Source organism: Methylobacterium sp. NPDC097929 (assembly GCF_049543375.1).
In the GTDB taxonomy this organism is placed as follows: domain Bacteria; phylum Pseudomonadota; class Alphaproteobacteria; order Rhizobiales; family Beijerinckiaceae; genus Methylobacterium.
In genome coordinates, this window is record NZ_JBMVEP010000005.1 from 269028 (window position 1) to 289495 (window position 20468).

The 20468-nt window shown below is 71.3% G+C and carries 22 protein-coding genes; 15 read left to right on the forward strand and 7 right to left on the reverse strand.

The features are described 5' to 3' along the window. From hisD to ACPCJR_RS15310, 3 genes are all read left to right on the forward strand, one after another. The gene (hisD, locus tag ACPCJR_RS15300) at nucleotides 1–1296 is read left to right on the forward strand and encodes a histidinol dehydrogenase (RefSeq protein ID WP_391513791.1); all 1296 of its coding nucleotides are present in this window, start codon (nucleotides 1–3) and stop codon (nucleotides 1294–1296) included. Between the two features lie 142 nt (nucleotides 1297–1438). Then, nucleotides 1439–1954: a UPF0262 family protein gene (locus ACPCJR_RS15305; RefSeq protein ID WP_391513789.1), complete on the forward strand. Its 516-nt coding sequence runs from the start codon at nucleotides 1439–1441 to the stop codon at nucleotides 1952–1954. A gap of 236 nt (nucleotides 1955–2190) precedes the next feature. Beyond that, nucleotides 2191–2664, forward strand: coding sequence for a low molecular weight phosphatase family protein (locus ACPCJR_RS15310; protein WP_391513788.1), 474 nt, complete (start codon nucleotides 2191–2193; stop codon nucleotides 2662–2664). Nucleotides 2665–2754: 90 nt separating this feature from the next. Here the strand turns inward: ACPCJR_RS15310 and ACPCJR_RS15315 are convergent, their stop codons facing one another. Further along, the gene (locus ACPCJR_RS15315) at nucleotides 2755–3588 is read right to left on the reverse strand and encodes an FTR1 family iron permease (RefSeq protein WP_391513786.1); all 834 of its coding nucleotides are present in this window, start codon (nucleotides 3586–3588) and stop codon (nucleotides 2755–2757) included. Nucleotides 3589–4030: 442 nt separating this feature from the next. Here ACPCJR_RS15315 and ACPCJR_RS15320 point away from each other — a divergent pair, with 442 nt between their 5' ends. The 4 genes from ACPCJR_RS15320 (at nucleotide 4031) to ACPCJR_RS15335 (ending at nucleotide 6762) form a co-directional block, all read left to right on the forward strand. Continuing rightward, entirely contained in the window at nucleotides 4031–4279 is a 249-nt protein-coding gene (locus ACPCJR_RS15320; protein ID WP_391513784.1) for a hypothetical protein, read from the forward strand. 184 nt (nucleotides 4280–4463) lie between these two features. Beyond that, a complete protein-coding gene (locus ACPCJR_RS15325) occupies nucleotides 4464–4889 on the forward strand; it encodes a hypothetical protein (protein ID WP_391513782.1) in 426 nt (141 codons plus the stop codon). Nucleotides 4890–4993: 104 nt separating this feature from the next. Then, entirely contained in the window at nucleotides 4994–5890 is an 897-nt protein-coding gene (locus ACPCJR_RS15330) for a GGDEF domain-containing response regulator (RefSeq protein ID WP_391513780.1), read from the forward strand. 185 nt (nucleotides 5891–6075) lie between these two features. Then, complete coding sequence (locus ACPCJR_RS15335; protein ID WP_391513779.1) at nucleotides 6076–6762, forward strand: response regulator transcription factor; 687 nt, start codon at nucleotides 6076–6078, stop codon at nucleotides 6760–6762. Between the two features lie 10 nt (nucleotides 6763–6772). On the opposite strand, the gene ACPCJR_RS15340 is transcribed toward ACPCJR_RS15335, so the two are convergent. After that, a complete protein-coding gene (locus ACPCJR_RS15340; protein WP_391513778.1) occupies nucleotides 6773–8188 on the reverse strand; it encodes a cytochrome ubiquinol oxidase subunit I in 1416 nt (471 codons plus the stop codon). A gap of 262 nt (nucleotides 8189–8450) precedes the next feature. Between ACPCJR_RS15340 and ACPCJR_RS15345 the strand changes: the two genes are divergently transcribed. Then, on the forward strand, nucleotides 8451–9533 hold the full coding sequence (locus tag ACPCJR_RS15345) for a methyl-accepting chemotaxis protein (RefSeq protein WP_391513776.1): 1083 nt from the start codon (nucleotides 8451–8453) through the stop codon (nucleotides 9531–9533). 22 nt (nucleotides 9534–9555) lie between these two features. Here ACPCJR_RS15345 and ACPCJR_RS15350 read toward each other — a convergent pair whose 3' ends face one another. Further along, nucleotides 9556–10737, reverse strand: a complete 1182-nt coding sequence (locus ACPCJR_RS15350; RefSeq protein WP_391513774.1) for a DNA topoisomerase IB — start codon at nucleotides 10735–10737, stop codon at nucleotides 9556–9558. Nucleotides 10738–10835: 98 nt separating this feature from the next. Here ACPCJR_RS15350 and ACPCJR_RS15355 point away from each other — a divergent pair, with 98 nt between their 5' ends. The 5 genes from ACPCJR_RS15355 (at nucleotide 10836) to ACPCJR_RS15375 (ending at nucleotide 14992) form a co-directional block, all read left to right on the forward strand. Then, a complete protein-coding gene (locus ACPCJR_RS15355) occupies nucleotides 10836–11984 on the forward strand; it encodes a glycosyltransferase (RefSeq protein WP_391513772.1) in 1149 nt (382 codons plus the stop codon). A gap of 81 nt (nucleotides 11985–12065) precedes the next feature. Further along, on the forward strand, nucleotides 12066–12764 hold the full coding sequence (locus ACPCJR_RS15360) for a DUF2625 family protein (RefSeq protein ID WP_391513771.1): 699 nt from the start codon (nucleotides 12066–12068) through the stop codon (nucleotides 12762–12764). 56 nt (nucleotides 12765–12820) lie between these two features. Next, a complete protein-coding gene (locus ACPCJR_RS15365) occupies nucleotides 12821–13483 on the forward strand; it encodes a class I SAM-dependent methyltransferase (protein ID WP_391513769.1) in 663 nt (220 codons plus the stop codon). 30 nt (nucleotides 13484–13513) lie between these two features. Continuing rightward, nucleotides 13514–13873 (forward strand): hypothetical protein, encoded by a 360-nt coding sequence (locus tag ACPCJR_RS15370; protein WP_391513767.1) that lies wholly within the window; start codon nucleotides 13514–13516, stop codon nucleotides 13871–13873. Between the two features lie 129 nt (nucleotides 13874–14002). Further along, nucleotides 14003–14992, forward strand: coding sequence for a hypothetical protein (locus ACPCJR_RS15375; RefSeq protein WP_391513765.1), 990 nt, complete (start codon nucleotides 14003–14005; stop codon nucleotides 14990–14992). A 39-nt stretch (nucleotides 14993–15031) separates the two neighbouring features. On the opposite strand, the gene ACPCJR_RS15380 is transcribed toward ACPCJR_RS15375, so the two are convergent. Then, nucleotides 15032–15328: a hypothetical protein gene (locus ACPCJR_RS15380; protein ID WP_391513763.1), complete on the reverse strand. Its 297-nt coding sequence runs from the start codon at nucleotides 15326–15328 to the stop codon at nucleotides 15032–15034. Between the two features lie 374 nt (nucleotides 15329–15702). Here ACPCJR_RS15380 and ACPCJR_RS15385 point away from each other — a divergent pair, with 374 nt between their 5' ends. Beyond that, a complete protein-coding gene (locus ACPCJR_RS15385) occupies nucleotides 15703–17040 on the forward strand; it encodes a homoserine dehydrogenase (RefSeq protein ID WP_391513761.1) in 1338 nt (445 codons plus the stop codon). Nucleotides 17041–17159: 119 nt separating this feature from the next. Further along, entirely contained in the window at nucleotides 17160–18155 is a 996-nt protein-coding gene (gene glpX, locus ACPCJR_RS15390) for a class II fructose-bisphosphatase (protein WP_391514065.1), read from the forward strand. Between the two features lie 64 nt (nucleotides 18156–18219). On the opposite strand, the gene ACPCJR_RS15395 is transcribed toward glpX, so the two are convergent. The 3 genes from ACPCJR_RS15395 to ACPCJR_RS15405 all read right to left on the reverse strand — a co-directional run bounded on the left by ACPCJR_RS15395 (nucleotide 18220) and on the right by ACPCJR_RS15405 (nucleotide 19980). After that, nucleotides 18220–18600: a response regulator gene (locus tag ACPCJR_RS15395; protein WP_391513759.1), complete on the reverse strand. Its 381-nt coding sequence runs from the start codon at nucleotides 18598–18600 to the stop codon at nucleotides 18220–18222. A 224-nt stretch (nucleotides 18601–18824) separates the two neighbouring features. After that, nucleotides 18825–19718: a DNA/RNA non-specific endonuclease gene (locus tag ACPCJR_RS15400; protein WP_391513757.1), complete on the reverse strand. Its 894-nt coding sequence runs from the start codon at nucleotides 19716–19718 to the stop codon at nucleotides 18825–18827. 7 nt (nucleotides 19719–19725) lie between these two features. Then, the gene (locus ACPCJR_RS15405; RefSeq protein ID WP_391513755.1) at nucleotides 19726–19980 is read right to left on the reverse strand and encodes a hypothetical protein; all 255 of its coding nucleotides are present in this window, start codon (nucleotides 19978–19980) and stop codon (nucleotides 19726–19728) included. Nucleotides 19981–20468 lie beyond the last annotated feature (488 nt).

Below are 20468 nucleotides of genomic sequence, written 5' to 3' on the forward strand. Positions count from 1 at the left end.
ATGATCCGCCTCGACAGCCGCTCCCCCGATTTCGGCGAGGCGTTCAAGCGCCTGCTCGGCCTCAAGCGCGAGATCGCCGACGACGTGGACGAGACCGTGCGCGGGATCATCGCCGGTGTCGTCTCCGGCGGCGACGCCGCGCTCGTCGATTACACCCGCCGCTTCGACCGGCTTGGCCAGGACTTCTCGCAAGCCTCCCTGCGCATCACCCCGGAGGAGGTCGAGGCCGCCGTGGACGCCTGCCCGGCGGAGGCCCGCGCGGCCCTGTCGCTGGCCGCCGAGCGGATCGAGGCCTTCCACCGCCGCCAGATCCCCGAGGACCACCTCTCCACCGACGATCTCGGCGTCACCGCCGGCTGGCGCTGGACCGCGCTCGAATCGGTCGGGCTCTACGTGCCCGGCGGCACGGCGAGCTACCCTTCCTCCGTGCTGATGAACGCGGTGCCCGCGCGCGTGGCGGGCGTGCCGCGCATCGTCATGGTGGTGCCGACCCCTGAGGGCCACCTCAACCCGCTGGTGCTCGCCGCCGCCCACCTCTCCGGCGTCACCGAGATCTACCGGGTCGGCGGGGCGCAGGCCGTGGCCGCGCTCGCCTACGGGACGCAGACCATCGCCCCGGTGGCCAAGATCGTCGGCCCCGGCAACGCCTGGGTCGCCGCGGCCAAGCGGCGGGTGTTCGGACAGGTCGGAATCGACATGATCGCCGGCCCCTCCGAGGTGCTGATCCTGGCCGACGCCGGCGCCAACCCCGACTGGATCGCCGCCGACCTGCTCGCCCAGGCCGAGCACGATGAGGCGGCGCAGTCCGTGCTCGTGACCGATTCGGACGAACTGGCCGAAGCGACGGACGCTGCGGTGGAACGCGCCCTGGCGACCCTGCCGCGCGAGAAAATCGCCCGCGCCAGTTGGCGCGACTACGGCGCGATCATTCGCGTCCGTGATTTCGACGAGGCGGTGCCGCTGGTCGACGCCATCGCCCCCGAACACCTCGAGATCGAGACGCAGGACGCCGAGGCCCTCGCGAAGAAGATTCGGAACGCCGGGGCGATCTTCCTCGGCTCGCACACGCCGGAGGCGATCGGCGACTATGTCGGCGGCCCCAACCACGTCCTGCCCACCGCCCGTTCGGCCCGGTTCTCGTCCGGCCTCGGCGTGCTCGACTTCATGAAGCGCACCACGATCCTGCGGTGCGATCCGGCCGCCCTGCGGGCGCTCGGCCCCGCGGCGATCGCGCTCGGCAAGTCGGAGGGGCTCGACGGGCATGCCCGGTCCGTGGCGATCCGCCTCAACCTGTGACGGGACGGCGTTTCCCGGGGGGACGGCGATCACGTTGCGGACTTCGGCAGCGGCAAAGCTTGCCTGTGAGGGCAGCTTTCGGCTCATGTGACGGCAATCGGGCGCCCGGGGGTTCGGGCGCCGACTCGGGAAGGCGGCGGCAATGAAGGCCGAAGCGAAGCAAGAGGCGCAGGAGGGGGCACCGGGCAAGCCGCGGAACCGGCTGGCCGCGGTGCGCCTCGACGAGGCCTCCATCGGCCGCGGCAATCCCGACCAGGAGCACGAGCGCGCCATCGCGATCTACGACATCCTGGAGGAGAACGTCTTCATCATCCCCGAGCGGGATTCCGGGCCCTACGGGCTGGTGCTCGGGCTCGTCGAGAACAAGCTCTCCTTCGCGATCTCGACGGAAGCCGGCGAGCCGGTGATGACCCACCTGCTCTCGCTCACGCCCTTCCGGCGGGTCATCCGCGACTACGAGATGATCTGCGAGAGCTATTACAGCGCGATCCGCACGGCCTCGCCGACGCAGATCGAGGCGATCGACATGGGCCGGCGCGGCCTGCACAACGAGGCCTCGGAGCTGCTGCGGCAGCGCCTCGAGGGCAAGGTCGACCTCGACCATGACACCGCCCGGCGCTTGTTCACCCTCATCTTCGCACTGCACTGGAAAGGCTGAGGCTTCCGGTATCATGCTGCCGGATGGGCGAGGGCGTCCGGCAGAACGATGCGCTTTCGGGACGCGGCGCGCGGTCCTATACGGACTTGCGCAGGAGCACCTCACGAAACGCCCGATCTTGGTTGCATCGGCCCCGCTCGCGATCGCGCGGGCCTGTCGCGAGAGGACATCGTGTTCGCATCGTCTCCCTCCGAACCTCGGCCGTCCCCGTTCGGGACGAGGCTCTAAGGCGGGATATGGCGGACGACGCGATCCCGGGAACCGGGCCGAAGAAGCGGCGGGTACAGTCCGTCCTGTTCATGTGCAATTTCAACGCGGTCCGCTCGCCGGCGGCGGAGGCGATCGCGCGGCACTATTTCGGCAAGTCGATCTACGTGCAGTCGGCGGGCGTGCGCTCGGGTGAACCGAGCGACCCCTTCATGGTCGCGGCGCTCGACGAGATCGGCATCGATGCCTCCCGCCACAAGCCGCGCACGGTCGAGCAGCTGGAGGATTGGGAGGGGCTGAACTTCGACCTGATCATCACCCTCTCGCCGGAGGCCCACCACCGGGCGCTCGAACTGACCCACACGGTCGCGGCGGATGTCGAGTACTGGCCGACACCGGACCCGACCCTGGTGCAGGAGGGTACCCGCGAGCAGCGCCTCGACGGCTACCGCGACGTGCGCGACGGGCTGACCTACCGGATCAAGGCCCGGCTGAAATCGTGACGGTCCGCCGATGAAGATCCGCTACGTCGAGGGCGACATCTTCGCAGGACCAGCGCCCGCCGCGTCTCGGGGCGGGCGCCGGCTCGCGGATCAGGACGCCGCAGAGACCGGCCGGCCCTCGCGGGCCTCCTTGGCGCTCTTGCCGCCCTTGCGCGTCAGGCTGACGAGGCAGGCCGCCACTGCCACGAGCAGGATCGCGATCTGGGTGCCGAGCGCCTCCCAGCTTCCGTTGCTGAGACCCCACTCGGAGACGAAGGCGGGCACGCCCTCGGTGGTGAAGGGGACCAGCGCCTGCTCCTGAAGCTCCTGGAAGGCCTCGCCGACCATGCGCAGGCCCATGAAGAACAGGAAGGCCGAGGTCACGATGAACATCGGGCGCAGGGGCAGGCGCAGGGCCAGCCACTGCATGGCCACGAACATCGCCCCGAGCGCCAGGGTCGCGACGGCCAAGCCGGCCAGCAGCGAGCCGTCGAAGCCGTTGCCGCTCTTGGCCAGGGTGTGCAGGAACAGGATCGTTTCGGCGCCCTCGCGGAACACCGCCAGGAAGGCGATGCCGGCCAGCGACAGCACGGTGCCCGCGCCGAGGGCGCGCTCCGCGAGACGGTTGAGGTCCGCCTGCCACGCCTTCGGATCCTGCCGGATGAACAGCCAGCCGCTCATGTAGAACAGCAGCACGGCCGCCGTGAGCATCACCGCGGCCTCGAACAGGTCGCTGTGGTTGCCGTCGTAATAGGTCTCGAACACCCAGGCCATGCCGACGCTCGCGACCACCGCCGCGAGCGCACCCAGATAGACCGGCCGAATCCGCTCCGCCGCGTCCGCCCGGCGCAGGAAGGCGGCGAGCGCCGCGATCACCAGCAGCGCCTCCAGCCCCTCGCGGAACAGGATCATGAAAGCCTGTACGAAGATCGATCCGTCCATCACCCGAACACTCCCGGTCCGGTCCGGCCGAATTCCCGACGCCGAACCTCGAATTGTCGCTTGCGGCGCCTCGATCGACAGCACCGCAATACTTGTCATGCGGCAATGATCACTCGACGCAAATGATAGTTTAGAAACGTTCTCGAAAAGAACAGCCGCACTCTAAAGCGCGGCACGGTGGCAGTTGATCGCTTGCTTGCGCCAGTACAACTCTTTGCACCCCGGCCGCAAGCACCGAACCGGCTCCGGCAGATCGCGCCGAAGCGACGCATGCAGCCTCCGGACGCGCCGACAAATTTTCGCCGTTTTCACGGGCGGGCCGCGAAACCTAACGGCCACGTTGGGGATTGTTGAGGAAAGACGCGTCCGCGCCTGCAGCCCAGGCCACCGGCCGCTCCACCGAATCCACGGAGCGCGTCTCGCTGAGACGCGCGGGCAGGATACCATGATCGCGCAAACCTCCGTCGCGGCCGCCTTTGCCGGCCTCGTCCTGATCGGCGTGACCGCCGCACCCGCCCTGGCCGCTCCGCCCGCCACCCGCAGCGCGACGCAGGTCGCGGAGGTGGCCCAGGTCTCCCAGACCACGACCGCCTCCGAGAACGAGGAGGACAGCGCCAATTGCAACAAGCAGCGCCGCCGCCTGTGGATCGAGGGCGAGGGCTGGATCGTCCGCCGCGTCACCATCTGCCGCTGATCCTTGCGCGGAAGGCGGGGCCATCCGGGCCGGGCGCCGCGACGAGCCCGGTCCGCGTCTGCCTCAGCACTCTGCATCGGCTGGCGGCGCGGGGGCGCGGGGAACGAGCATGAGGTCTCCCGCTTTCGATTCTCGAACCCTTCGTCCCGCGGGGACACGTCACGGTCCGGAGAAGCCCCGACCCATGCGCACATCCTCCGTCGGCCTCGCCGCCCTGTTCGCCCTCGCCCTGCCCGCGACCGCGCTGGCCGACCCCTACACCGGCTACGGCTACGACCATGCCGGCTACCGTTTTGCCGGCCCGGCGCTGGAGGGAGCCTATCTCGGCGCGCCCTTCACCCGGCTTCCGAGCACGAGCCGGCTCGTTGCCCCGGCCTGGGGCTACGGCACCTACGGCGTGCCCACCGTCGCCGGCATCCGTGACGCGCCCGCCGCGCGCCCGACGCTGACCGTCATCGACCGGCCGGCCGCGGCCCGGCGGATCGCCGCCCGCCGCGGCGCCCGGGTGCTGACGAAGGAGCCGGGCGGCACTTGGACCGAGCCGTCCCCCCGTTCCGACGCGGAGCAGACCGGCGCCCGGGTCGTCTCGGTGCGGGTTCCGGCGCGCTGAGAGCCGCGGCACGGCCACGAGAGCAGACGAGGCCGCGCGATTTCGTGAGGCCCTCTTAACTTGTCTTGTGCACAACTCCGTTCGGGAGAGCGGGAGAAACGGCCGTGCACATCGTCATCGTGGATTCGAGCCGGGTCGTCCTGCGGATCGTGGCGGGCATGCTCGAACCGCGCGGGCACGTGGTGTCGCAATTCACCGACTCGACCGAGGCGCTGACCTACGTCGCCGAAAACCCCAAGGTGCGCGCGCTCATCACCAGCCTGGAGGTCCGGCCCTTGAGCGGGCTCGAACTGTGCTGGTCGGCGCGCCTGCTGGCCGAGTCGAGCCGTCCGCTCTCGATCATCGCCATGTCCTCGGCTCGGAACGCCCGCAACCTCGCCGAGGCGCTGGACAGCGGCGCGGACGACTTCATCGACAAGCCCCCGGGCGCCGAAGAGCTGCAGGCGCGGCTGCGGGCGGCGGAGCGGCTGACCACGCTCCAGGGCGAGCTGATCCGGCTCGCCGAGACGGACCCGCTGACGGGCCTGCTCAACCGACGCGCCTTCCTGCAGCGCACCCGGGAAGCGGCGCAGAAGGCGCGTTCGTTCGGGCAGATCTGCGCCGTGATCCTCGACATCGACCATTTCAAGCGCATCAACGACGAGCACGGCCACGACGTGGGCGACCTTGCCATCAAGGCCGTGTCCGGCCTGATCGAGGGGGAGGGGATCGCCGGCCGCCTGGGCGGCGAGGAATTCGCGCTGGTTCTCCCCGGCCACAGCCTGACCCAGGCCGAGGCGGTCGCCTCCCGCCTGCGCCTCAACGCCTCGGACCTGCGCATCCGCTCGCCCAAGGGCCCGGTGCGCCTGACCTGCAGCTTCGGCGTCAGCGAATGGTCCGAGGGCGAGACCGTCGAGGGGCTGCTGAAGCGGGCGGACATCGCGCTCTACGAGGCGAAGACGACCGGCCGCAACCGCGTCGTCTCGGCGATGACCGACCTCGTGCTCAGCCGGGCCGGCTGAGCGGACGCCCGCCGGGAGACGGCAGGACGCCGCCCGTCCCGATGCGGGACGCCAGCGGCCGCCGCCTGCCCGCAACGGGGCGATTCGGGGCCGCCCGCCACCCCTAAGGCGCTGGAACGACTCTTGTTCTTCCTTGTCCGCACACGCCGCCTCGTACCGCGGCGGAACGGAAAAGGGGAAGCGGCATGAGTCAGGCCCTCCATCACAGCACCGATCGGGCCGTCGCGGTTCTGATCGTCGAGGCGCCGGCCGCCCCGGATGCGCGGATGCGGGCCGGGCTGGAACACGCCCCGGCCCTGCGCACCATCGGCGAGGACGAGCTGGCGGAGGGCGGCCCGGCGCCGGTCGTCGCGCTGGTCTGCGTCGACGGGCGGCGGCTCGACCTGGGCTGCGCCCGGATCGCCGCCCTGCGCGAGGGACGCCCCTGGCTGCGCATCCTCGTCGTATTGCGGGCCCTCGATGCGCAGGCGATGCCCCGGCTGATCGCGGCCGGCGCCGACGCCTTCCTCGGCGGGGGCCTGCCGGCGGACGAGGTCTGCGCCAACGTGCTCGCCCTGGCCGAGGCCCGGCCGCTCGCCCCCCGCCCCGTCTCCGACGAGGGGACGCAGCACGACGGCGTCGGCCTCACGCCCCGCGAGGCGGAGGTGCTGCGCTTCCTGAGCGCCGGCTTCAGCAACAAGGAGGTCGCCCGGCGTCTCTCGCTCAGCGTGCGCACCGTCGAGACCCACCGGCTGAACCTGCGCCGCAAGACGCAGACCGGCCGCCTCAAGGATCTCGTCGCCCTCGCCCGCCAGCTCGGCCTCGCCCCGGTGCTGGACGGCGAGATGCCGCGCGGCAGCGCCCGCCACGCCGCCGCCGCCGCCCGCGCCTGACCCGCGGCCCTCAGGTCGCGCGCGGCTCCAGGCGCTCGTCCAGCGCCGAGAGGGGACGCTTGGGCTTGCGGCCGACCTCCTCGCCGGACACCGAGGGCTCGAACGGCTCGGGGCCTTTGCGCAGGAGCTTGGCGAGATAGTAGCTGCCGAAGCCGAAGATGATCGCGTAGGCGATGATGAAGGCGATCAGCGAGGTCGTCACCGCCTGGGCGGTGAGCGGCGAGTGGGCATCCGCCGTCTTGAGGTAGCCGTAGACGATGTAGGGCTGGCGCCCGATCTCGGCGGTGAACCAGCCGAAGATCACCGCGCCGAAGCCCGAGGGCGTCATCAGCATGGCGCAGGTGAGGAAGGCGCGGTTCGTGAACAGCGTCCCCTTCCGGCGCAGCCACAGGCTCCACAGGCTCAGGGCCAGCATAGCCATGCCGATCGCGACCATGGCGCGGAAGGCGTAGAAGACCGGCCAGACCGGCGGGCGCTTGTCGGGCGTGACGTCCTTCAGGCCCGGCACCACCCCCGAGAAGTCGTGGGTGAGGATGAAGGAGCCGAGCCGCGGAATCCCGATCTCGAAGTCGTTGCGCTCCGCCTCCATGTTCGGGATCGCGAAGAGCAGCAGCGGCATGTTGGCCTGCCGGTCCCAGTTCGCCTCGATCGCCGCGAGCTTGGTCGGCTGGTGCTTGAGCACGCCGAGGCCGTGGGTGTCGCCGACGAAGATCTGGATCGGCGTGAAGATCACCGCGAACCACAGCGCCATGGAGAGCGAGACCCGAGCGCCCGCGACCTTCTCCGGCGGCTCCTTGCGGGCGCGCAGGATCATCCAGGCGGCCATGCCGGCCACCGCGAAGGCGGTGGTGAGGAAGCAGCCGAGCACCATGTGGACGTAGCGGATCGGGAAGGAGGGATTGAAGATCACCGCGAGCCAGTCCGTGGCTACCGCCCGGCCGTTCTCGATGGTGAAGCCCGCCGGGGTCTGCATCCACGAATTGGCCGACAGGATCCAGAAGGCCGAGATCAGCGTGCCGAGCGAGACCATGCAGGTCGACAGGAAGTGCAGCCGGTCGCCGACCCGGTCCCAGCCGAACAGCATGATGCCGAGGAAGCCCGCCTCCAGGAAGAAGGCGGTGATGACCTCGTACTGGATCAGCGGTCCCAGGACGTTGCCGGTGAAATCGGAATAGACCGACCAGTTCGTGCCGAGCTGGTAGCTCATCACGATGCCCGAGACGACGCCGAGGCCGAAGGAGACCGCGAAGGCCTTCACCCAGAACCGGTAGAGCACCCGGTACATGGGGTTGCCCGTCCAGAGCCACTGCGCCTCCAGCCGAACGAGGAAGGCGGCGAGCCCGATCGTGAACGCGGGGAAGATGATGTGGAAGGCCATCGTGAAGCCGAACTGGATGCGCGAGAGCATCAGGGCATCGAGTTCCATGGACTGCCTTCCCGAATTCGGGCCGATCTCTGCGCGGTCCGCCGCCCGGCTTGATCCGTCAACCGGGCTCAGCGGCGGCGGGTTCTCCCGATCAGCGCACGCGACGATGCGTCCTCGCCCTGCCTCTTCCATGCCCCGATCCTCGCGAGAGGCGGGAGGCCCGATCTTTGTCACCCGCCCTGCGCGGTAATCTGCGCCGGATTAGATCTATGTTAATCACGCTTGCTGAAACGATGGTCCACACGCAGACCGGGTCATCGCCATGGCGGCACCAGCATTGGCATTCTCCTCAAGCCCCGAAGACGAGGCGGAGGGCCGCCCGCGACGCGGGGCGGCGACCATCGCGGAGTTGACCGCCGAGGTCGGGCGCATCGCCCAGGACAAGATCGGCCGCATCCAGCAGATCACCGCGCAGGCCAAGATGCTGGCCCTCAATGCCCGGATCGAGGCGGCCCGGGCCGGGGAGGCGGGCCGGGGCTTCGCGGTCGTCGCCCAGGAGGTGCGCGGGATCGGCGCCGCGATCGAGGGCTTGGCGCAGGAACTGGAGAGCGGCCTTTCCAGCCGCATCGCCGACTTGCAGCGCAGCGTCGATGCGATGGCAGCCAGGACGCAAGGGGAGCGCCTGGTCGATCTCGCCCTCAACGCCGTCGAGCTGATCGACCGCAATCTCTACGAGCGCACCTGCGACGTGCGCTGGTGGGCCACCGACGCCGCCGTGATCGCCTGCGCCGGGCGGCCCGACCGGGAGGCCGCCGACCATGCCGCGGCCCGGCTCGGGGTGATCCTGTCGGCCTATACGGTCTATCTCGATCTCTGGCTGTGCGGACGCGACGGCACCGTGCTCGCCAACGGCCGGCCCGGACGCTACCCGCAGCTGCGCGGCGCCAGCGTCGCGGGCGAGCGCTGGTTCCGGGACGCGCTGGCGCAGCGCAGCGGCGACGACTACGTGTCCAGCGAGGTGCGGGCCGAGCCGCGGCTCGGCAACGCGCAGGTCGCGACCTACGCCGCCGCGATCCGCGACGACCGCGGCGCCGCCTGCGGCGTCCTCGCCGTCCATTTCGACTGGGAGCCGCAGGCTCGGGCGATCGTCCAGGGCGTGCGCATCAGCGAGGCGGACCGGGCCCGCACCCGCGTGCTGCTGGTGGATGCGCAGCGCCGCATCCTCGCCGCCTCCGACGGCAAGGGCGTGCTCAGCGAGACGCTGCCGGCCGGGTTCGACGGGCGCGAGAGCGGCGTCGCGCGCGACGCCCGGTCGCGAACCGTCACCGCCTTCCACCGCACGCCGGGATACGAGACCTACCGGGGCCTCGGCTGGTACGGCGCCATCGTCCAGACCGAGGGCTGAGCGGGCGCCCGCGGGTGAAGCCTTAGGCTGCCCGACGCCCGCCGGCCGCACGCTTGGCGCCCGATGCCTTGTCCCCCGATGCCTTGCCTTTGCGGCCGCCCGTCCGGCGCGGCGCCTCGGCGCCCCGCTCCACCTCTGCGAGGCGACCGCGCAGCAGGCTGAGCACCGCCGCCTCTTCCGGCCGCAGCTCCTCGAGGCTGTCCGTCAACTCGTCCTCGACGGCGTCCTTGATCTGCAGGAGCAGGTCGCCTTCGAGGTAGCAGCCGAGAATCTGCGGGTGGATGTAGCACTTGCGGCAGATGGTCGGCGTGTTGCCGAGCCGCGAGGCCACGGATTCGATCGCCGCGCGCAGGTTCTTCTTGGCCTTGGCCTCGCTGTCGAAGGCCTCGAACTCGCGCAGCGCCAGCGCCGCCAGCACCGTGCCGGCCCAGGTCCGGAAATCCTTGGCGGTGAAGTCTTCGCCCGTGATCTCGCGCAGATACGCGTTCACGTCCGAGGAGGTGACGTCGCGCCGCTCGCCCGCGTCGTCGAGATACTGGAACAGCTCCTGGCCCGGCAGGTCCTGGCAGGCCTTGACGATCTTGGCCACGCGCCGGTCGCGCACCGAGACCGACCATTCCTTGCCGCTCTTGCCCTTGAAGCGGAAGCGCATCTCGGACCCCGCGATCTTCACGTGCGGGTCGCGCAGGGTGGTGAGGCCGTAGCTCTTGTTCGAGCGGGCGTAATCGTCGTTGCCGACGCGGATCAGGGTGGTCTCCAGCAGGTGGACCACGGTGGCGAGCACCTTCTCGCGCGGCAGGCCGCGCTGGCTCATGTCGGCGTCGATCCGTCGGCGGATGCCGGGCAAAGCCTCGGCGAAGGCCATGATGCGGTGGAACTTCGAGGCCTCCCGCGCCTCGCGGAAGCGGGGATGGTAGCGGTACTGCTTGCGCCCCTTCTCGTCGCGGCCGGTCGCCTGGATGTGGCCGTTGGGGTACGGGCAGATCCACACGTCGGTATAGGCCGGCGGCACCGCGAGGCTCTTCAGCCGCTCGATCTCCCCGGGGTCGCGGATCGTCGCGCCCTTGGTGTCGATGTAGCGGAAGCCCTTGCCGTTGCGCTTGCGCCGCAGGCCGGGCTTCGTATCGTCCACGTAGCGCAGGCCCGCCTCGCGGGCGGCCTCGCGGGGATCGACCACGCCGGCGCCCGCCTCGTCCGACAGCATGTCGCCCTCCCTTGTCCGTTGGGCGTCAACCTCAAGGGCGCGGGTGCTGTTCCGCGAGGCCCCCTTCCCGCGGGGGGCGCCCGTGCTATGCCCTGCCGATGACCGCCTCAGCTGACCCGCATGCGGGAAAGAACCTCGTCTTCGTCGTCACCGAGGACTGGTTCTTCGCCTCGCACTTCCTTCCGATGGCCCGGGCCGCCCGGCGGATGGGGCTCGCGGTGAGCGTGGTGACGCGGGTGCGCGCGCATCGCGCCGTGATCGAGGCCGAGGGCATCCGGGTGGTGCCGCTGGAGGCGGAGCGCTCCAGCCTCAACCCGATGGCGGCGGGCTACGCGGCTGGGCAGCTCTCGGGCATCCTGAAGGCGTTGAAGGCCGACATCGTCCACTGCATCGCGCTGCGCGGCATCCTGGTCGGCGGCACGGCGGCGGCGATGGCCGGCATCCCGCGCCGGGTCTTCGCGCTCACCGGCCTCGGCCTGCTCGGCGCCCGGGAGGACGCGACCGGGCGGCTGTCGCGCCTCGCGCTCAAGGGATTGATCCGGGGGCCGCTGGCAAGCCGGCAGACCCGCTTCCTGTTAGAGAACCCGGACGACGCCCGCGCGCTCGGCCTCGACCCGTCCGACACCGCCGTGACCCTGGTGGGCGGGGCGGGCGTCGATCCCGAGGCCTTCACGCCGCGCCCGCTGCCGCCGCCCGCGCCGCTCAAGATCGCCATCGTCGCGCGGATGCTCTGGTCGAAGGGCATCGACGTCGCGGTGGAGGCCGTGCGGCAGGCCCGTGCCGGGGGCGCGTCGGTCGAACTCTCGCTCTACGGCGCGCCCGACCCCTCGAACCGCCGGGCCATCCCCGAGGCGACCCTGCGCGACTGGTCGCGCGACGGGGTCGCGTGGCACGGCCCCACCGCCGACGCGGCGGCGGTCTTCGCCGCCCACCATGTCGGCGCCCTGCCCTCCCGCGGCGGCGAGGGTCTGCCGCGCACACTGCTGGAGGCGGCGGCTTCCGGGCGGGCCCTGCTGACGAGCGACGTGCCGGGCTGCCGCGACCTCGTGCGCGACGGCCGCGAGGGCCTGCTCGTGCCGCCGGGCGACGCGGGCGCCCTGGCCGCGGCGCTGACCCGGCTCGCCGCCGACCCAGCCGACGTCGCGCGCATGGGCGCGGCGGCGCGGGCGCGCATTCTCGACGGCGGCTACACGGAGGCCGCCGTCGCCGAGACGGTGGCCGGCCTCTACGCGGAGTTGCTGCGATAGCGCGTCGTCCCGAAAGGTGGCGGCCCTCTCTCGGGAAAAGGCGATGCTAAGGACGAAGAGCGAGCCAGGGAACGTTTCGCAATGACCGAGTCCGCCGGCCGGCGCAGCCTCGATGGGCTCATCGCGCGCGACGACCCGGCTTGGCCGCTCGTCCTGTCCTGGGCAGGCGACCCCGCCGCCCATCCGAGCCGCATCCTGCCCCCCGATCCGGATCACCGCGACGCGGCGCTGCTGCGCCTGCAGGTCACCACGCGCTCGGCCCTCGGCGCGATCGTTCACGAGAGCGGCGGGATCGCGCTGCACGACGGTTGGCTGCGCCTGCTCGGCTCGGGCCGCCCGGCGGAGGCGGGGGACGGCGCCCGCTCCCTCACCCGCTGGAACGAGGAGGCCGGGGCCTTCGATGAGAGAGCCGGGACGGCGCCCGCCTTCCTCCTCGTCGCCGACGACATCCTCGGCGGGTTCTTCGCCCTCAACGGCGGACGCTTCGGCCCGGACGGGCTCGGGCAGGTCTTCTACCTGCCTCCGGACGGGCTCGACTGGGAGCCGCTCGAACTCGGCCATACCGACTTCGTGCACTGGTGCTTCTTCGGCGACACGGGCGCCTTCTACGCCGACCTGTCCGGGCTGTGCGGTTGGGACGAGCGCCCCCGCCCCGGCTTCGATCAGGCCTATTCCTTCTATCCCTTCCCCTGGTCGGTCGAGGCGGCCCGTGGCGGTCTCGACCGCCGCGTCGTCCCGGTCGAGGAGATCTGGCGGCTCAAATCCGAGCTTGCCGGCTGAGCCCGGCCCCTCACACGCTTTCGAGTTCCCATGCCGCTGCTCTTCCGGTCGATCCCGTGACGCCCTCCCAGGACCCCGTCCGCTTCATCCGCGAGCACACGGCCCTGCGCCCGGTGCCGCACGCCCCCGAGATCGTCCTGCACGTCGCCGACGAGGCGACGGCGCTCTGGCAGAAGACGGAGAACGAGTTGGAGGCGATCGGCCTGCCCCCGCCGTTCTGGGCCTTCGCCTGGGCCGGGGGGCAGGCGCTCGCCCGCTACATCCTCGACAATCCCGCCACGGTCGCGGGGCGGCAGGTGGTCGACTTCGCCTCGGGCTCCGGGCTGGTGGCCATCGCCGCCGCCCGGGCCGGCGCGGCCCACGTCACCGCGAGCGATCTCGACCCGTTCGCGCTCCACGCGATTCCCCTCAACGCGGCGGCCAACGGCGTCGCGGACCGCATCACGGCGGTCGGCACCGACCTGATCGGCACGGATGCGCCCTGCATCCTGGCGGCCGACATCTTCTACGAGCGCGATCTCGGCGCGCGGGTCGGCGCCTGGCTCGGCGACCTGCACGCTCGGGGCCGCATGGTGCTGATCGGCGATCCCGGGCGCAGCTACCTGCCCCGCGAGCGGCTCATTCCGATCGCACGCTACGAAGTCCCCGTCACCCGCGATCTGGAGGATGCCGAGATCAAGCGCTCCTCGGTCTGGCGCTTCGCCCCGCCCACCGGCTGAGAATCGCGCTCGCCGCCCCATATGTCGGCGATGAGCGACGCACGCAGCACGGGATCGGAGCGGACGATGGAGGCCGGGGCACAGCCCGTCAGGGCGCAGGACTGGGACGAGCGGGTCGAGCGCGCCTGCGGCAAGCTTCCCGAGCGGGCGCAGAGGGCCGTCCACTGGCTGCGCGAGCCCTCCCGCTTTCCCCTTCGCCTCCTCGCCTCGATCCTGCTGATCCTCGGCGGCATCTTCTCGATCCTGCCGGTGCTCGGCCTGTGGATGCTGCCGCTGGGCCTCGCGCTCCTGGCCCAGGACGTGCCCGCCCTCAAGGTGCCGATGGAGAAGTCCGCCCGCTGGATCGAGCGGCAGTGGCAGCGCTGGCGCGAGCGCCGCTCGCGCGGCTGATGCGGCGTCCGGGCGGACGGGCCGGGCCGCCGCCCTCGGCACATTGCCGCGCTTGACAGAAAATCGATGTCGGCCGACCCATCGCGGACCGGATCCCGCCCGGGAAGGATCTTCCGGAGACAACCTGTGATGCTGTTGCGTCTGTTTCCCCGCCGGCTCGCCACCGCGGCCTTCCTCGCGGCGGGTGTGCTGACCGGGGCCGTTCCCCTGCCCCATTCCCTCCTGCCGGCCCGGGCGCAGGAGGTGGTGTTCCCGCCGAGCTCCCGCTTCGGCTTCACGCCGCCCTCCGACATGACGATCTCGAAGCGCTTCACCGGCTTCGAGCGGATCGGCGGCGGGGCGATGCTCTCGGTGGTCGAGCTGCCGGCCACCGCCTACCCGGAGCTGAAGCAGAGCTTCACCGACGAGAACCTCAAGACGCAGGGCCTGACCGTGGAGAGCCGCGAGGCGGTGACGCTCGACGGCGGCACCGAGGGCGTGCTCTTCACCGGCGAGCAGACCGCCGCCCAGGGCCAGACGCCCGCCGCCCGCAAGTGGCTGCTGATCGTCGGGGGCAAGGAGGTCACCGGCATCATCATCGCCCAGGCCGCGGTCGGCGCCGAGACCGACGAGACGATGCGGGGCATGCTCACCGGCCTGCGCATCCGCGGGGCGCTCGGCCTCGACGAGCAGGTCGCCGCCCTGCCCTTCCGCATCGACGATCTTGCCGGCTTCCGCCCGGTGCGGGTGCTGGCCGGCAATTCCGTGCTGCTGACGCTCGGGCCGCTGGATCAGGTGATCAACCTGAGCCAGCCGATCCTGGTGATCGCCCAGGCGGTGCAGCAGGCCACCCCGCAGGAGCAGCGCGACGGCTTCGCCCGCGCCTCGCTCTACGCGAACCAGACGATGAAGGAGTTCTTCATCGAGCGCTCGCAGAGCTACCGCAAGAACGGGATCGACTGGCACGAGATCGTGGCCCGCGCCACCGACATTCCGTCCGGCCTGCCGGTGGTGGTATCGCAGACCATCCGCTTTGCCCCGGACGGCTACGTCCGCGCGGTCGGCGTCACCCGCGCCGACCAGCGGGAGCAGATGCTGCCGCTGTTCCGCCAAGTGGTGGACAGCGTCCAGCTGCGCTGAGGCCCCTCCCCGCCCCCTGGCGGGGAAGGACGCCCGGCCTCACTCGCAGACGCGCACGCGCCGGATGTAGATGTCGCCGTAGGGGTCGATCGTCTCGCGGCGCTCGAAATGGCAGATCGGGCCCTCGACATAGACCGGCGGCGGCGCCCGGTAGACGGGCTTACCCGGATAGTAGGGATCGTTTCCGGCCGCGATCGCGCCGCCGAGGGCGAGGCCGCCGAGCACGCCCAGTGCCGCCGCACCGCCCGCACCGATGCCGTCCCGCGCGTGAGCGGCGGGAGCCGCGCCGAGCGCCAGCGCGCCCGCCATCGCCCCGCCGAGAAGGATTCCCCGCATCGTCGAACCTCTATGCCTGCCTTGCCGACCGACCTCGCGCGCGCACCGCCTTCCGAGGAAGCCGGCAGCCCGAGCGTGGCCGTGGCGGACGCCATCTGAGCGCGCGATTTGAGGCCGATCTTCGGCAGTCCCGCCCCCCTCGCCCCCCTCGCCCGCCCCCTCGTCCCGCGGACCGGCGGACGACGGAGCGCTCCCCCCGGCCCCGTTTCCTTGCGCAGCCGCCCCAAATCGTTGCAGAAGTGCGCGCCGTTCTGGACGTGCCCCCGCCCCTCTCGCCAAAGCGCCGCCAAGCCTTTGCCCGAGCGGCACCGGCCGCCCGATCGGCGAAGGCCGGGACGGGCCCGGCGCCAACTTCCATCATGGTGCGAATTCCCATGACGCAGACCCTTCGCCTCGGCATTGCGGGGCTCGGCACGGTCGGTGCCTCCGTCCTGCGCATGATCGCCCGTCGCGCGCAGGCGCTCACCGCCGCCACCGGCCGCACGATCGCCGTCACCGCCGTCTCCGCCCGCGACCGGAGCCGGAACCGCGGCGTGGACCTCGCCTCCGTGCAATGGTTCGACGATCCCGTGGCCCTGGCCCGCTCGGGCGAGATCGACGTGTTCGTCGAGCTGATGGGCGGCTCCGAGGGCGCGGCCAAGGATGCGGTCGAGGCGGCGCTCGCCGCGGGCAAGCATGTCGTGACCGCCAACAAGGCGCTGCTCGCCCATCACGGCGCGGCGCTCGCCCGCGCGGCGGAGGAGCACGGCGTGACGCTGGCCTACGAGGCCTCGGTCGCGGGCGGCATCCCGGTCATCAAGGCGATCCGCGAGGGGCTGGCCGGCAACGAGGTCAGCCGCGTCTACGGAATCCTCAACGGCACCTGCAACTACATCCTCAGCCGCATGGAGGCGGAGGGGCTGACCTTCGAGGCCTGCCTCAAGGACGCGCAGGCGCTGGGCTATGCCGAGGCCGACCCGACCTTCGACGTCGAGGGCTTCGACACCGCCCACAAGCTCGCCATCCTCACGAGCCTCGCCTTCGGCGTGGAGATCGACGCCGAGGGCGTCTCGGTCGAGGGCATCTCGGCGATCCAGCCCCTCGACCTCACGATGGCCGACGAACTCGGCTACCGCATCAAGCTCCTCGGCGTCGCCCAGGCGACCGCGGAGGGCATCGAGCAGCGGGTGCATCCCACCATGGTGCCGAAGGCCTCGGCCATCGCCCAGGTGATGGGCGTCACCAACGCGGTGACCGTCGATGCCGACGCGGTGGGCGAGCTGACCCTGATCGGTCCCGGCGCGGGCGGCGAGGCCACGGCCTCGGCGGTCGTGGCCGACATCGCCGACGTCGCCCTGTCGTCCTTGGCCCCGGCGCTCGCGCGCCCGACCTTCGGCCGGCCGGTCTCGGGCCTCGCGACCCCGCGGCGGGTCGAGATGCAGCGTCACGAGGGCGGCTACTACATCCGGCTGACCGTGCACGACCGCACCGGCGTGGCCGCGGGCGTCGCCACCCGCATGGCGGAGGCCAACATCTCCATCGAGAGCATCGTGCAGCGCCGCTCCGCCAAGGCGGCGTCGAGCGATCCGCAGGGCCTGTCCGGGCAGCCGGTGCCGCTGGTGCTCATCACCTACGCCGCCACCGAGGGGAACGTCCGCAAGGCGCTCAGCGCGATCGACCGCGACGGCCTCCTGGCGGAGGCGCCGCAGCTCATCCGCATCGAGCGCGACTAGCGCGGCCGAGACCGGCAAGATCCTGCAGGAGACAACGTATTCTTGAGGAACGCGTTGTCATGACATCGGTGCGGCACCGGCCGGGACAGGCCGGGCCCGAGGATGAGGGACGAGCGGCGATGGCAGTGGCCAATTCCGGGATCTTCAGCGATCCCACGGCGCGGGGCCTGACCCTCGAACTGGTGCGGGTGACCGAGGCCGCCGCCATCGCCGCCGCCCGCCTGCGGGGCCAGGGCCGCGAGAGGGAGGCCGATCAGGCCGCCGTCGACGCCATGCGCTCCGAGCTGATGGTGCTGCCCATCGAGGGCATCGTGGTCATCGGCGAGGGCGAGCGCGACGAGGCGCCGATGCTGTTCATCGGCGAGCGGGTCGGCACCGGCCAGGGGCCGTCGGTCGACATCGCCGTCGATCCCCTGGAGGGCACCACGCTCTGCGCCAAGGACATGCCGGGCGCCATCGCCGTGATGGCGCTCGCCGAGCGGGGCACCCTGCTCGCCGCCCCCGACGTCTACATGCAGAAGATCGCGATCGGCCCCGGCTACCCGCCCGGCACGGTCGATCTCGACTGGAGCCCGGCCCGGAACATCGCCTCGCTCGCCCGCGCCAAGGGTGTCGAGCCCTCCGGCATCACCGCGATCATCCTCGACCGGCCCCGCCACATGGACCTAATCGCCGCGGTGCGCGACACGGGCGCGGGCATTCGCCTGATCTCGGACGGCGACATCGCCGCGATCATCCATTGCACCAAGCCCGACGAGACCGGCGTCGACATCTACATGGGCACGGGTGCCGCGCCGGAGGGCGTGATCGCCGCCAGCGCGCTGCGCTGCATCGGTGGCCAGATGCAGGGCCGGCTCGTCCTCGATTCCGCGGACAAGCGGGCGCGGGCAGCCAAGCTGGGCATCACCGATCCGGCTCGGAAATACGACATGCACGACATGGCCCGCGGCGACGTGATCGTCGCGGCCACCGGCGTCACGACCGGGGCGCTGCTCTCAGGCGTGCGCTTCCGCCCCGGCATCATCGAGACGGAGACGGTGGTCTACCGCTCGAACACCGGCACGGTGCGCCGCATCGCCTGCGAGCACCGCCGTCTGGAGAGCGCGCTGGGCTGATCCCCCGGCAACGATCCCCGACACGCCCCCCGCGCGCGATCAAGCTCTCCTGCGCGGGGCCGCCTCAGAGGGCGGCGGGCTGGCCGAACAGCGCCTCCGCGAGGCGCAGCGGCTCGATCGGCTTCTCGCAATGGGTCGCGTCCCGCAGGCGGGTCGGGACGGCGCTGTCCTCGTAGCCCGTGGCGAATACGAACGGCACGCCGCGCGCCCGGAGCGCGTCGGCGACCGGGAAGACCAAGACCTCGCGCAGGTTGATGTCGAGCACCGCGCCGTCGATGCGCGGGGAGGCCTCGATCATCGACAGAGCATCCTCGATCGTCCCCACGGGGCCGATCACCCGGGCCCCGCTCTCCTCGAAGACACGCCGCATATCGTCGGCGATGAAGTATTCGTCCTCGACGACGAGGACGTTCCGGCCGGCGAGGACCCCAGTTCGACTCAGCATCGCCCCCTCCTTCGCTCTCCCTCGATAGGCGCTGTTCGGGCGAGAGCATAATCCGTTCAACACGTCCCGGAATGCGGTGTTCACAGATTTCAAGTTGCTGACAATGGGGTTTGACCGCCAAGACACAACCCAACGCACTTTCCGGGCCAGACAGCGCCACGTTTGCGCGAGACTGCGGCGCCGCGCGCCCACCGCAAAGGGGCGTGAGGCCGAGAGAACGGCGCTCAGAAGATGGCCCGCAGCAGCTCGCGCCAGAGCCGGCGCAGAGCATCGTAGGCCAGTTGCTTCAGGAAGTCGGCAAAGGATTCCCGGTCACGACCGTCGTGGGAGAATTCGTGGGGCTCGGGCAGGGACATCGCCCGGGCCTTGGCCGCCTCGGGAAGGTCCGGGAACACGTCGAGCCCCGCCTTGTCGCGCAGGGTGGCGAGGGAGACGACGCGCCACGCCCCGCCCGCCTCGTTGGGCGCGAGATAGGCGCCGGCCTCGCCCGTGCGCGGATCGTAGACGGCCTTGAAGAGCTGGCTCGGCACCAGGACGCGTCCCTTGATCGCATCGACCGAAGGCCCCTCGAAGACTAGACCGGTGACGACGAAAATCTCGCCGCGCTCGAGGGCGAGCCGCCGCACGCTCTCCTCGATCGCCGCCCAGAGCGTGCGGTTGGCGCTGCGGTTCTGGGGCACGATGTTGGCGAGACTGAAGGATTCGGCCTGTGCCGTCTCGCTCGGCATGTCGCCCGCCGGCGCCAGATGGCCGCGGTCGTAGCCGCTGCGCAGATAGTCCGACAGGCTCGCCCGGTCGTCCTCCGGCAGGCGATCCTCCTCGTGGAAGGCGTCGGCCCGCTCGACCCGGCGGGCGGCGGCGACGCTCCGGCGCGTCAGCCGCTCGGCCGCGTAGAGCGGCGTGCGCGAGAGGCCGGAATGCAGCACCGCGAAGGCGCTGAAGCAGAGCGGGACGGTCCGATCGGACAGCTTTGGGTTCGTGAGGACGGGGGCTTGGCCCTGGGCGAACAGGTTCGAACACGTGGACGCGCTCGGTCCGGCCTCGGCGGCGGCCGCGAGGGGGCTCGCGACGAGGACAAGGCCCGCCAGGGCGAGCGCGCCGAGAGGGTGCCGCGCCATCACCGGCTCAGAAGCAGACGCGGACGCGCCGAGGGCCGGACGGCGTCTCCCGCCAGCGGTAGCCGCAGGGACGGCCGAGCGGATCGATCAGCGGGCGGATGTCGCGGTCCGGCGGTCCGGGCGGGCGGCGGCAGCGGGCATCCTCGACGCACGTCGCCCCGCCAGGCCGCGCAGGATCAATGTCCGCCGCGAACGCCGCGCTTCCATCGAACAGGACCAGCACCAGGGCGGCCGAAACCAGGGTCTTTGCGGCGGACGGCATCAGGGGCGGCGGCCTCGGATCGGGGTCGAGATGTTGATCAATGCAGCCTTCATCCATAATTGGGGGCACGTCACGCCTGAAATGGCGGTGCTGCCTTAACTCTGAAGGCAGACAAGGCGAACAAATCCTCGGAAAGCTCCGCCGCTGTTGCAGCGAGATCATGGTATCCCGTGACCGCTTCGCGGTAGGATGGGCGTTCGGAGGGTCTCACGAAGCGTCCGTCGCACCGGCATCGATGCCGCGGCGTGCCGTGAGAGACACTCATACGTCCCGGGGCGAGCGGTTCCCGGGGGCGGGCGAAGTCCGGGATGGGCCGCGTTCGAGAAATTCGGGCGCGAGGCTCCGCGAGGGCCGCGCCGCCGTTGGGAACGCAAAAGAGACGGGTGAAGGCATTGGCACTAGCGGACACGACGATCCTTGAGGGTCTTGAGACGCCGGATCGTCTCCGGCTCCTGCCGGAAGGCGAGCTGAAGCGCGTCGCCGACGCC